The organism is Pseudomonas sp. KCJK9058, from assembly GCF_046230975.1.
GTDB lineage: Bacteria > Pseudomonadota > Gammaproteobacteria > Pseudomonadales > Pseudomonadaceae > Aquipseudomonas > Aquipseudomonas alloputida.
Window position 1 is genome coordinate 44633 of record NZ_JBJJLR010000006.1, and the last position, 13157, is coordinate 57789.

Below are 13157 nucleotides of genomic sequence, written 5' to 3' on the forward strand. Positions count from 1 at the left end.
GACGGTGGCCGGGTTTGGTCACAATGGCGTGAGCGAGGTGTCCGGTGGGCGCGCGTGACGGCAGTGCCACAAGGCCCAGAAGGCGAGGATGATGTGGACCAGCGGATTTTCCCCGGCACGGCTCCGGGCCTTCGGTAGCGAAGGGCGGGACGACGGTGGGGCGATAGGCTGGGCGGGAGTCATGCCTTTGATACTCACATGCGGCGTAAGGTTGATTAAAGCAGTGAATGGCAACCTTTACATCGCACTTGGCTAAACAATCGTGTTGAAAGCATCACGGTCAATGTGGAGTGGCCTTGCGTCGCGAAAGGGCCGAGTAGCGGGCCCCGGCCATCAGCGACCATTCAGAAGTTGCTGGGGCCGCTTTGCAGCCCTATCGCGACACAAGGCCGCTCTCACAGGGAGCGTGCAAGCAGCAGAGAATCCGCAAATCTGCGACAATCGCCCGACTTTCCGAATGCCGATCATGAAAAAGCAGGCTCACCTGCATCACTAAAAAGCCCCATGACTGACCACGCCATCGACAAACTGCTGCAAAACCTCGACCACGCCATGATTGCCGACCGCCATCGCCTGCGCCGGCAACTGCACGAACTGCGCAAGCGCCCCGACGAGGCGAAGCTGGCGCAGTGGGTGGAGAAGGTCCAGGCCTCCTGCGCTCAGGTCACCGCGCGTCAGCAGAGCGTGCCGACCGTACGCTACGACGACAACCTGCCCATCGCCGCCAAGCGTGACGAAATCAAGAAGGCCCTGGCCGAAAACCAGGTGTTGGTGATCGCCGGCGAGACCGGCTCTGGCAAGACGACCCAGTTGCCGAAAATCTGCCTGGAACTTGGCCGTGGCAGCCATGGGTTGATCGCCCATACCCAGCCACGCAGGATCGCAGCGCGTAGCGTGGCCGCGCGAGTCGCCGAAGAGCTGGGCACGCCCTTGGGCGCGCTGGTCGGCTACCAGGTGCGTTTCGAAGACCAGAGCGATTCCAATACCTTGGTCAAGCTGATGACCGACGGCATCCTCCTGGCCGAAACCCAGCACGACCGTTTCCTTGAACGCTACGACACGATCATCGTCGACGAAGCGCACGAGCGCAGCCTGAACATCGACTTCCTGCTCGGCTACCTGAAAACGTTGCTGCATCGTCGACCGGACCTGAAGCTGATCATCACCTCGGCCACCATCGACCTGGAGCGCTTCTCCAGGCACTTCGACGGTGCGCCGATCATCGAGGTGTCCGGGCGCACCTTCCCGGTGGACACCTGGTACCGCCCGCTGACCAGCGAACAGGACGAAGAGGGCAACCAGATCGAGGATGACCTCACCGTCGATCAGGCCATCCTTGCCACCCTCGACGAGCTGGCGCAGCACGAGCGTAGCGAGGGCAAGGGGCCGGGCGATGTGCTGATCTTCCTGCCGGGCGAGCGGGAAATCCGTGATGCCGCCGAGATCCTGCGCAAGGCGCAACTGCGCCATACCGAGATTTTGCCGCTGTACGCGCGCCTGTCGCCGGCCGAGCAGCAGCGTATCTTCCAACCGCACACCGGGCGCCGCGTGGTGCTGGCCACCAACGTCGCCGAAACCTCGCTGACCGTGCCTGGCATCCGCTATGTGATCGACACCGGTACCGCGCGCATCAGCCGCTACAGCTACCGCGCCAAGGTCCAGCGCCTGCCGATCGAGGCGGTGTCACAGGCCAGTGCCAACCAGCGTAAAGGCCGGTGCGGCCGGGTCGAGCCGGGCATTTGCGTGCGTCTCTACAGCGAAGAGGACTTCAACAGCCGGCCAGCGTTTACCGACCCGGAGATTCTGCGCACCAACCTGGCGGCGGTGATCCTGCAGATGTTGCACCTGCGCCTGGGCGCAATCGATGCTTTCCCGTTCATCGAGCCGCCGGATGGCAAAGCCATCAGCGACGGCTTCAACCTGTTGCAGGAGCTTTCGGCGGTCAACCGCGAGAACCAGCTGACGCCAATTGGCCGCCAGCTGGCGCGCTTGCCGATCGACCCGCGGCTGGGCCGCATGCTGCTTGAAGGCGCGCGCCTGGGCAGCCTGCAGGAAGTGCTGATTGTCACCAGTGCGCTGTCGGTGCAGGACCCGCGTGAACGCCCTCCAGAACGCCAGCAGGCCGCCGACCAGGCGCACGCACAGTGGAAGGACGTGGACTCGGACTTCGCTGCGCTGGTCAACCTGTGGCGCGGCTTCGAGGAACAACGCCAGGCGCTGACTGCCAACCCGCTGCGCAACTGGTGCCGCAAGCAGTTCCTGAACTACTTGCGGCTGCGCGAGTGGCGCGATGCTCATCGTCAGTTGGCGCTGATTTGCCGTGACCTGCAGCTGACGGTGAACAAGGAACCGACTGATTACCAGAAGATGCACAAGGCAATCCTCAGCGGGCTGCTCAGCCAGATTGGCCAGAAGACCGAAGAGGGCGACTACCAGGGCGCCCGCCAGCGGCGCTTCTGGGTGCATCCATCGTCGGGCCTGGGACGCAAGCGCCCGCAGTGGGTCATGGCTGCCGAGCTGGTCGAAACCACCAAGCTGTATGCGCGCATGGTGGCCAAGATCGAGCCGGACTGGATCGAGCCGCTGGCCGGCCACCTGATCAAGAAAAACCATTTCGAGCCGCACTGGGAGAAGAAGCGCGGGCAGGTGGTGGCCTACGAGCAGATCACGCTCTACGGGCTGATCCTGGTCGGCCGGCGGCCGGTGCACTACGGCCCGATCGACCCGGCGACCTCGCGCGAGCTGTTCATCCGTGAAGGCCTGGTGGGTGGCGAAATCCAGTCGCGGGCCAAGTGCCTGGCGGCCAACAAACGCCTGCTTGAAGAGCTGGACGAGCTGGAAGCCAAGGCTCGCCGGCGTGACATTCTGGCTGACGAAGAAACGCTGTACGCTTTCTACGAAGCGCGCCTGCCGGCGGAAATCCACCAGACGGCGACCTTCGACAGTTGGTACCGCATGGGCAGCCAGAAGGACGCCAACCTGCTGATCATGCGCGAGGAGGACGTGCTGGCCCGCGAGGCCAGCGAAGTGACCGCCGCACAGTACCCCGACAGTATGCAGGTGGGCGATTTGCGCCTGCCGCTGAGCTACCACTTCGAGCCCGGCCACCCCCGCGATGGTGTGACGGTGCGGGTGCCGGCGCCGCTGTTGCCGAGCCTGCCGGGCGAGCGCCTGGAGTGGCTGGTGCCGGGCCTGCTGGAGGCCAAGTGCGTGGCGCTGGTGCGCAACCTGCCCAAGGCCCTGCGCAAGAACTTTGTCCCGGTACCTGACTTCGTCAAGGCTTCGCTGGCGCGCATGACCTTCGGCCAAGGGGCGCTCCCGCAGGCCCTGGGCCAGGAGCTGCTGCGCATGACCGGTGCGCGTGTGTCGGATGAGGCCTGGGACGAGTCGGTCAACCAGGTCGAAGGCCACCTGCGCATGAACATCGAAGTGGTCGATGGCCAGGGCAAGTTCCTTGGCGAAGGCCGCGACCTGGCGGAACTGACCGCGCGCTTTGCTGCCGCCAGCCAGGCTGCCCTGGCCGTGCCGCGTGACGCAAAGGGTGAGCAGCCGGTGCAGGCCAAGGCCTTCAGCGAAGTGAAGCAGACCGCCCAGCAGAAGATCGCCGGCCTGTCGATGACCGTGTATCCGGCGCTGGTGGAAGACAACGGCACTGTGCGTGAGGGGCGTTTCTCGATCCAGGCCGAAGCCGAGTTTCAGCACCGCCGCGCCTTGCAACGGCTGTTGCTGCAGCAACTGGCCGAGCCGGCCAAGTTCCTGCGCGGCAAGCTGCCGGGGCTGACCGAGTTGGGCCTGCTGTACCGTGAAATGGGGCGGGTCGAGGCGCTGGTCGAAGACATTCTGCTGGCCAGCCTGGACAGTTGCATCCTGGAAGGCGAACAACCGTTGCCACGTGATGGCGCGGCCTTGGCCGCGCTGGCTGAACGCAAGCGCGGCAGCTGGGCCGAGCATGCCGAGCGCCTGGCAAGGCAGACCCTGGAAGTGCTGAAGCTTTGGCATGGGCTGCAGAAGCGCTTCAAGGGCAAGATCGACCTGAGCCAAGCGGTGGCGCTGAACGACATCAAGCAGCAGCTAGGCAACCTGGTGTACCCGGGCTTCGTACGCGAAACGCCTGGGGTGTGGTTCAAGGAGTTGCCGCGTTACCTCAAGGCGGTTGAGTTGCGCCTCGAGAAACTCGGCTCGCAAGTACAGAAGGACCGGGTGTGGAGCGGCGAGCTGGCCAATTTGTGGGCGCAGTACAAGGCCCGTGCCGACAAGCATGCCCAGGAAGGCAAGCGCGATGAGCAACTGACTGTGTACCGTTGGTGGCTGGAAGAATATCGCGTGTCGCTGTTTGCCCAGCAGTTGGGGACCAAGGTGCCGATTTCTGACAAGCGATTGAGCAAACAATGGAGTCAGGTGGAAGGCTAACCTCTATTATTTGTGGCAAACTTTGGGGCGTTTGGGGCCGCTTTGCGGCCCTTGGCGGGTGAGCCCGCCTTGCGGGGGTAAACGTAGGCCCCTGAATTGGCACTAAAGTGCCATTAACCTGTCATGTTTCCAGCCAGCGCCCTGTGGCGGTGGCCTTTGACCAGAGGAACGACCGTGCATAACGTCGTGATCAGCGGCACCGGCCTGTACACCCCGGCCCAGAGCATTTCCAACGAAGAGCTGGTGGCTTCCTTCAACGCCTGGTCGCAGCAGTTCAACCAGGACAACGCTGCCGCCATCGAGCGCGGTGAAGTCGAGGCGGCGCCGCTCTCCGACGCGGCGTTTATCGAAAAGGCCTCGGGCATCAAGAGCCGCTTTGTCATGGACAAGGCCGGTATCCTCGACCCGCAGCGCATGAAGCCGCGCTTGCCCGAGCGCAGCAACGATGAACCGTCGGTGCTGTGTGAAATGGCCGTGGCCGCTGCCCGCCAGGCCCTGGAGCGCGCAGGCCGAACGGCGGCCGATGTCGACGGGGTGATCGTCGCCTGCTCCAACTTGCAGCGCCCGTACCCGGCCATCGCCATCGAAGTGCAACAGGCACTGGGTGTCCAGGGCTTTGCCTTCGACATGAACGTGGCCTGCTCGTCGGCCACCTTCGGTATCCAGACCGCCGCCAACAGCGTAGCGCTGGGCCAGGCGCGGGCGGTGCTGATGGTCAACCCCGAAGTGTGCACCGGCCACCTCAACTTCCGTGACCGCGACAGCCATTTCATTTTTGGCGATGCCGCCACCGCCGTGTTGCTGGAGCGTGCCGACCAGGCCACTTCGGCGCACCAGTTCGACATCGTCAGCAGCAAGCTCTGGACCGAGTTCTCCAACAACATCCGCAACAACTTCGGCTTCCTCAACCGTGCGGCGGAAGAGGGTGAAGGCGCTGCGGACAAGCTGTTCATCCAGGAAGGCCGCAAGGTGTTCCGCGAGGTGTGCCCGAAGGTGGCCGAGCTGATCGGTGAACACCTGCAGGAGAATGGGCTGCAACCGGGCGACGTGAAGCGCTTCTGGCTGCACCAGGCCAACCTCAGCATGAACCAGCTGATCGTCAAGAAACTGGTGGGGCGTGAAGTGTCCGAGGAAGAGGCACCGGTGATTCTGGACCGTTACGCCAATACCAGCTCGGCGGGGTCGGTGATTGCCTTCCACCTGTACCAGGATGACCTGGCCAAAGGCTCGTTGGGCGTGTTGAGCTCGTTTGGTGCGGGGTATTCGATTGGTAGCGTGATTCTGCGCAAGCGCTGATTCATCAGGCGCCTGTTACGGCCTCTTCGCGGGCTTGCCCGCTCCCACAGGTACAGCACAGTTCTCAAGGTCTGTGGTGATTCTGTGGGAGCGTGCAAGCCCGCGAAGGGGCCGGCGCACTTCACACAGGCAAAAAGAAGCGGGAAACGCCGGATGGGGTCGGCGTTTCCCGCTTCAGGTGAAGCAGAGCAGGGTGTTGCTTAGAACTTGGCTTCCAGGTCTACCTGCAGGGTGTCGACGTCAGCATTGCTGTTCGGCAGCTGCGACAGGTCGGTCTTGGCCATCAGGTAGGCAGCACCCAGGGAGAAGTTCTTGTCGATTTCGTAACCGACCTTGAACTTATGACCGCGCGAACCGGTGTAGCCGTTGCCGAAGTCCGAATCGGTGAACAGGCTGACCACCGCGTTACGCTGCACATCGCGGTAGTTGTAGTCCAGGCTCCAGGCACCCATTTTGGTTTTCAGGCCAGCCAGCCAGGCCTGATCTTCGCCGTCGGTGCTGTCGGTGTTCTTCACGTACTGGCCATAGGCCGACAACGGAATGGCCAAGCCAGTGAAGTCGATCTGGCCAAAGCCTTCCACCAGATTGAACTCGTTGGTGGTGTTGCCGAACGACTGCAGGATGGCTGCTTCCTTGTCGTTGTCGTAACCATAGATGCTGGCACCTACGGTGAGCTTGAGCACGTCGGCCGGCGCGAACTTGGCGCCCAACTGGCCGTGGTAGACCTGTGCATCGTGCTTGTACTGGACGCCGTCACCATCGACGTTGTCCTTCAAGGTGTACTGACCGGCGCTGGCAAACACTTCGGCCCCGCCCAGGTCAGCCTTGTAAGTGGCCGCCACACCTTCCGGGTTGATGTCGCTATCCCAGATGATGTCGCCCATGCTCACCCAAGGCTGTTGCATCTTGCCGCCAATCAGGTGCAGGTTAGGGACTGCAGTCGGGTGCCAGTCGAGGTAGGCCAGGTCGACCCACAGCGACTTCTTGTCGAAGTAGTTGTCGAAGCTCTGGTTGGTCGAACGTCGGTCAGCGCTGCTGCCAGTGGCGATACGAACCCCAGCGTCAACCTGCGGGTTGATCTCGCTGTAGAAGCCGACACGGGCACGCACGCGCTGGCGGTCCTGGTTGCCGCTGCTGCTGTTCGGATCGTCGACGTTGACGTCTTCGTAACGCAGGCGCACGTCACCCTTGATCTGGGTCTTGGCGGCCCATGCCACTTTTTGTTCAAAGGAGCTCATACGTTCGGACTGAGCTTTCTGGTCGGCCTTTTCCTTGGTTTCTTTTGCCAGGTCGCCCTGCAGTTCGTTGTACTGCGCCTGGTTGATCGAGCCATTGGCGCGGAGCATTTCGAGCAGCTTGGCGTCGACAGCAGCACTGGCCGGGGCACTCAGGGCCAGCATCATGCCGGTGAGGCTTACTCCGGTAAGTGTGGAAACAAGACGCATAAGGTTCTCCCTACTGAAAAAAATGGGGGAGGCTCAAGCGCCTGCCCCTGCGTTGGCATGTCTTCGGAAAGGGCCTGAATAGACAGGTTCTAGGGTTCCGGAAAACAGGCGCAAGTATTGCGGGGGCCAATGACAGATTAATGTCTGATTAGTGGCACTGTTGTTAAGTAATTGAGAATTAAAGGGCCCACCCGGCGTTCGTCATTTGAGCGACGGGCCTTCCTTGGGGATACTGACGGTCTTCAGACAGCGAGCCGAAAACGTGACCAGCCTGTACAGCCTTGCCCACCTGCGTGATCTGCCGACGGCCACCTGGGATGCCCTTGTGCCAGCCGGCCAACCCTTCCTGCGCCATGCTTTTCTCAGTGCAATGGAGGACAGCGGCAGCGTGGCGCGCAACACTGGCTGGGCCGCCGAGCACCTGGTGCTGGAGCGTGACGGACAGGTACGGGCGCTGTTGCCCGCGTACCGCAAGTGGCACTCGTTTGGCGAGTATGTGTTCGATCATGGTTGGGCCGATGCGTGTGAGCGGGCCGGTATCGCCTACTACCCAAAACTGCTTGGCGCTGTGCCGTTCAGTCCGGTCAGCGGCCCACGGCTGCTGGCGGCCGATCCGGCTGACGGTTTGTTGATGCTGCAGGCCCTGCCGGAGTATCTGGGCAAGGGTGGGCTTTCCGGAGCGCACATCAATTTCACCGACCCGGCGCTGGACGCGCAGTTGGCGGGCCTGCCTGGGTGGATGGAACGCCTGGGTTGCCAGTTTCACTGGCAAAACCGGGGGTATCGCGACTTCCAGGACTTTCTCGACAGCCTCAGCTCGCGCAAGCGCAAGCAGATGCGCAAGGAGCGCGAGCAGGTGGCGGGGCAGGGTATCGACTTCCGCTGGTACCGCGGTGATGAACTGGACGAGGCACAGTGGGATTTCGTCTTTCTGTGCTATGCCAACACCTATGCGGTGCGCCGTCGTGCCCCCTACCTGACGCGCGATTTTTTCAGCCTGCTGGCCGAGCGCATGCCCGAGGCGGTGCGCGTGGTGATGGCCCGCCAGGGTGGTCGAGATGTGGCCATGGCCTTGAGCCTGGTGGGGGGCTATAGCCTGTTTGGCCGCTACTGGGGCTGCCTGGATGAGTTCGACCGGCTGCATTTCGAGACGTGTTTCTACCAGGGCATGGACTTTGCCATTGCCGAGGGTTACCAGCGTTTCGATGCCGGGGCACAGGGCGAGCACAAATTGATACGCGGGTTCGAGCCGGTGTTGACGCGGTCGTGGCATTACCTGCTGCACCCAGGGTTGCGGCGGGCGGTGGAGGATTTTCTGCTGCAGGAACGGGAAGGGGTCAAGGGGTATGCCGAGGAGGCGCGGGGGATGTTGCCCTACCGCCGGGACTGAGAGATCTGTGTTGCCTGTGCCGGCCTTTTCGCGGGTGTCAATCGACCCCGACAAAACCTCCGGTCTGGTGGTGCCACAACCGGGCATACAGCCCTTGCTGCTCCAGCAACTCACTGTGGCTGCCACTTTCGACAATTCGCCCCTTGTCCAGCACCACCAGCCGGTCCATACGGGCAATGGTGGAAAGCCGGTGGGCAATGGCGATTACCGTCTTGCCCTGCATCAGCGTCTCCAGGCTTTCCTGGATCGCCGCTTCCACTTCCGAATCCAGCGCCGAGGTGGCCTCGTCCATGATCAGGATCGGCGCGTTCTTCAGCAGCACCCGTGCAATGGCGATACGCTGACGCTGGCCACCCGACAGCTTGACCCCGCGTTCGCCCACATGGGCATCGAAACCGGTGCGGCCCTGGGCATCCGAAAGCTGTGGGATGAACTCGTCAGCCCGCGCGCGGCGCACAGCTTCGTGCAGTTCTGCATCGCTGGCACCGGGCCGGCCGTACAGCAGGTTTTCGCGGATCGAACGGTGCAGCAGCGAGGTATCCTGGGTGATCATGCCGATCTGTGCACGCAGGCTGGCCTGGCTCACCTTGGCAATGTCCTGGCCGTCGATGAGGATGCGCCCACCCTGCACGTCGTACAGGCGCAACAGCAGGTTGACCAGGGTCGACTTGCCTGCCCCGGACGGGCCGATCAAACCGATTTTCTCGCCCGGGCGGATGTCCAGGTTGAGCCCTTCTATGACATTGGTGGCCTTGCCGTAATGGAAGTCGACCTCATCGAAACGCACCGCGCCGCGGCTGACCTTCAGTGCCGGCGCATTGGGCAGGTCGGTGACGGTGACTGGCTGGGCGATGGTCTGCAGGCCGTCCTGCACCATGCCGATGTTCTCGAAAATGCCGTTGACCACCCACATGATCCAACCCGACATGTTGACGATGCGGATCACCAGGCCAGTGGCCAGGGCGATGGCACCCACGGTGATCAGCGATTGGCTCCACAGCCACAGGGCGAGGCCGGTGGTGGCGACCACCAGCAAGCCATTGAGGGTGGTGATGACCACGTCCATGCTGGTGATCACCCGGGAGGCCAGCTGGGTTTTCTCGGTCTGCTCGCGGATTGCCTCACGCGCATACTGCTGTTCGTAGTCGGTATGGGCAAACAGCTTCAGCGTTGCGATGTTGGTGTAGCCGTCGACGATACGCCCCATCAGCTTGGAACGTGCGTCCGAAGACACCACCGAGCGCTCCTTGACCCGTGGCACGAAGTAGAACAGCGCGGCAATGTAGCTGACGATCCACGCCAGCAGCGGCAGCATCAGGCGCCAGTCTGCCTCGGCGAACAACACCAGCGAGGTGATGGCGTAGATCAGCACATGCCATAGCGCGTCCACCGCCTGCACGGCGGAATCGCGCAGCGAGTTGCCGGTCTGCATGATGCGCTGGGCAATACGCCCGGCGAAGTCGCTCTGAAAGAAGTTCAGGCTCTGCTTGAGCACATAGGTATGGTTTTGCCAGCGGATCAGGCTGGTCATGCCGGGGTTGATGGTCTGGTGCACCAGCAGGTCGTGCAGGCCGAAGAACAATGGCCGCAGCAGCAGAATCACCACCAGCATCCAGATCAGCTCGCCGCTGTGCTCGCTGAAGAAGTTGGCATTGGGCGTACCCTGGGCCAGGTCGATGATCCGGCTGAGGTAGCTGAACATCGCCACCTCGATCAGCGAGGCGACCAGGCCGACCACCAGCAGGGCCACGAAGCTGGGCCACACCTGGCGCAGGTAATACAGGTAGAACGGCCACACCGTGCTCGGGGGGGCTTCGCTCGGTGCCTCGCGGAAAATATCGATCAGTCTTTCGAAACGGCGGTACAGCATGGGCGACAACACTCCTGTTCGTCCGACCTTCAGGCGGTTTCACATCCTTGTGAAGCCTGCGGTCAGTCGATACGTTTGGCGGACTTGATATAGACCGGATCGGCCGGTACGTCGCGCATGCCTTTTTTGATGGTGGTCGGCGAGTTGACGATCTGATCGACCACTTCCATACCTTTGGTCACCTTGCCGAATACGGCATAACCGGCATCGCGGCCTGGGTTGAGGAAGTCGTTGTCGGCGACGTTGATGAAGAACTGGCTGGTGGCCGAGTTCGGGTTGGACGTGCGCGCCATCGACAGGGTGCCGCGGGTGTTCTGCAGGCCGTTGCTGGCCTCGTTCTTGATCGGGGCCTTGGTATCTTTTTGCACCATCTGGTCAGTGAACCCACCGCCCTGGACCATGAACCCCGGGATCACGCGGTGGAAGATGGTGTTGTTGTAGAAGCCGCTGTCGACGTACTCCAGGAAGTTCTTGGTACTGAGCGGTGCCTTCTCGGCGTTCAGCTCGATTTCGACCTGGCCGAAGCTGGTGTCCAGCATGACGTGCGGGGTCTTGTCGGACGCCATGACACTGGTGGCAAAGGCGACCGAGCAGGCGGTGAGCAGGAGTTTTTTCAGCATGGGCTCAAAGATCCTTGAGAGGTGGAAGCGGCTGCGAGGAACTGCAGCAGGGTCTGGTTGAAGACCTCGGGTTGATCGAGGGGTGTAGCGTGCCGGGAATCGTCGACGACGACCAGCCTGGCGTTGGGTATGAGGGCGACATAGCGCTGTTTCAGTTGTATCGGCGTGTAATCGTGGTCGGCGGCGATCACCAGGGTAGGACAGTGAATCTGCCCGATGCGTTCCTGAACGCCCCAGTCGACGATGGCGTCGAAGCTTTTCAGGTAGGCGCGCTTGTTGTTGCGCGCCCAGCGCTGGGCCATCTTCTGTCGCAGGTCTGCTTGTTGTGGTTTGGGGAACAGCCGCTCGGCCAGCCCCTTGCCGACGGTTTCGACACTGAGGATGCGCGCCAGGCTCCAGCGCTTGAGCCACCACGCCCAGTCACTGCGGGTGCGGCGCTTGACCTCAGGGGCGCTGTTGACGATGCACAGGCTGCGCAACCATTGAGGGTGGTCGACGGCAAACTGGAAGCCGACCATGCCGCCCATGGACAAGCCGACGAAGTGCACCGGGCCTGTGTGCAAGTGTTCGAGCAGGGCCAGCAGGTCGGCACTGAAGGTGGCGATCTGGTAACCGTCAGCGGGTTTGTCGGAGCGACCGTGGCCGCGGATGTCCATGAGTATCACCCGGTAGTGGCGGCTGAGCAGCGGCACCTGCAACTCCCAGTCCTGGCAGCTGGAGCCCAGGCCGTGCAGCAACACCAGGGGTTCGCCCTGGCCATATTCCTCGTAATGCAGCGTGCATCCTTCGTGTTCGAAATAGGCCATGGGCGCGGTCCTCTCAGGCTTGTGGGGGGGCTGCGAAGGGCACGTCCAGTGGCGCGGTGTCGAAATTGCGCAGCAGGTCGATGAGAATCTGCGTGGCCGGGCCCAGGGTCTTCTCTTTGCTCGAGTAAAGGTAGAACAGTGGGTGGCGGCTGCCACCCTGATCCAGCGGCAATGGCTTGAGCACGCCTTCGCGCAGTTCGCGCTCGATCATGTGACGGGGCAGCCAGGCAAAACCCAGGCCGCTGCTGACGAAGGTGGCGGCGGTGCCCAGGCTGCCGACGGTCCAGCGCTGCTCGGCGCCCAGCCAGCCGACGTCGCGCGGTTGGGCGCGGCCGGAGTCGCGGATCACCACCTGCAGCTGGCTTTCCAGGTCCTGGAAGGTCAGTTCGCGTCCCAGGCGGTGCAGGCTGTGCTCGGGGTGGGCGACGGCGATGAACTCCACTGCGCTCAATTCGGCGCCCAGGTAGCCGCCGATGCTGTAGCTGCTGATGGCCAGGTCGGCGATGCCTTCGTGCATCACTTCCTCCACGCCAGACAGCACTTCTTCACGCAGGCGTACCCGGCAGCCGCGGCTTTGTGGCATGAATGCAGCCAGCGCGCGTACCAGACGGGCGCTGGGGTAGGCGGCATCGACCACCAGGCGCACCTCGGCTTCCCAGCCTTGTTCCATGTGGTGGGCCAGGTCTTCGAGCTGGCTGGCCTGCTTGACCAGGTGGCGCGAGCGGCGCAGCAGCACATTGCCGGCCTCGGTCAGCACCGCCTTGCGGCCATCGATGCGCAACAGCGGGACGCCCAGTTGCTCCTGCATGCGGGCCACGGTGTAGCTGACCGATGACTGCGAGCGGTGCAAGGCCTCGGCGGCCTGGGCAAACCCGCCGTGATCGACCACTGCTTGCAGGGTTCGCCACTGGTCAAGGGTTACGCGCGGCGCTTTCATCTTTCGCTCCTGTTGTCCTAAGCTGCGCTCTTTCAAGGAGAGCGGCCCATGAAGAAATGTTGTGCGGCAATACTGATGTGCCTGCCCCTCGGGGCCATGGCCTATCCCATCGATGTGGAGAAGGAGCTGACCGGGGTCAAGCTCGACTACACCGCCTATGACACGGCCTATGACATTGGCGCCATCACCCTCAACAACTATGGGCAGGTCCCGGCTGCATGCAAGGTGACCTTCCGCAATGGCCCGGAGGCACCGCGGGTGCGCCGTGTGAACGTACCGGCAGGTAAAAGCGTCGATGTCACTGCCAAATTCAATCGGCAAATCATCAAACTGCGGATCGCCTTGAACTGCAGTGCGGAATAAACTGATTAATCGATAGATTG

At 62.6% G+C, this 13157-nt stretch carries 9 protein-coding genes; 4 read left to right on the forward strand and 5 right to left on the reverse strand.

What is annotated here, in order from left to right:
* The first annotated feature begins 504 nt into the window (after positions 1-504).
* Complete coding sequence (gene hrpA, locus ACK59Z_RS05860; protein ID WP_409292612.1) at positions 505-4410, forward strand: ATP-dependent RNA helicase HrpA; 3906 nt, start codon at positions 505-507, stop codon at positions 4408-4410.
* A gap of 174 nt (positions 4411-4584) precedes the next feature.
* Positions 4585-5706, forward strand: coding sequence for a beta-ketoacyl-ACP synthase III (locus ACK59Z_RS05865; RefSeq protein WP_003254616.1), 1122 nt, complete (start codon positions 4585-4587; stop codon positions 5704-5706).
* A 200-nt stretch (positions 5707-5906) separates the two neighbouring features.
* Here ACK59Z_RS05865 and ACK59Z_RS05870 read toward each other — a convergent pair whose 3' ends face one another.
* Positions 5907-7151, reverse strand: a complete 1245-nt coding sequence (locus tag ACK59Z_RS05870; protein WP_003254615.1) for a putative porin — start codon at positions 7149-7151, stop codon at positions 5907-5909.
* 262 nt (positions 7152-7413) lie between these two features.
* Between ACK59Z_RS05870 and ACK59Z_RS05875 the strand changes: the two genes are divergently transcribed.
* Positions 7414-8541, forward strand: a complete 1128-nt coding sequence (locus ACK59Z_RS05875) for a GNAT family N-acetyltransferase (protein ID WP_409292614.1) — start codon at positions 7414-7416, stop codon at positions 8539-8541.
* Positions 8542-8578: 37 nt separating this feature from the next.
* On the opposite strand, the gene ACK59Z_RS05880 is transcribed toward ACK59Z_RS05875, so the two are convergent.
* From ACK59Z_RS05880 to ACK59Z_RS05895, 4 genes are all read right to left on the reverse strand, one after another.
* Entirely contained in the window at positions 8579-10411 is a 1833-nt protein-coding gene (locus tag ACK59Z_RS05880) for an ABC transporter ATP-binding protein (RefSeq protein ID WP_003254613.1), read from the reverse strand.
* Between the two features lie 62 nt (positions 10412-10473).
* The gene (locus ACK59Z_RS05885; RefSeq protein ID WP_070096456.1) at positions 10474-11031 is read right to left on the reverse strand and encodes a peptidylprolyl isomerase; all 558 of its coding nucleotides are present in this window, start codon (positions 11029-11031) and stop codon (positions 10474-10476) included.
* Positions 11025-11837, reverse strand: coding sequence for an alpha/beta fold hydrolase (locus ACK59Z_RS05890; RefSeq protein WP_108192205.1), 813 nt, complete (start codon positions 11835-11837; stop codon positions 11025-11027). Before ACK59Z_RS05890 ends, ACK59Z_RS05885 begins: the two co-directional genes overlap by 7 nt.
* Before the next feature lie 13 nt (positions 11838-11850).
* A complete protein-coding gene (locus tag ACK59Z_RS05895; protein WP_003254610.1) occupies positions 11851-12774 on the reverse strand; it encodes a LysR family transcriptional regulator in 924 nt (307 codons plus the stop codon).
* A 48-nt stretch (positions 12775-12822) separates the two neighbouring features.
* Here ACK59Z_RS05895 and ACK59Z_RS05900 point away from each other — a divergent pair, with 48 nt between their 5' ends.
* Entirely contained in the window at positions 12823-13137 is a 315-nt protein-coding gene (locus ACK59Z_RS05900) for a hypothetical protein (RefSeq protein WP_012051530.1), read from the forward strand.
* The last annotated feature ends 20 nt before the right edge of the window (positions 13138-13157 follow it).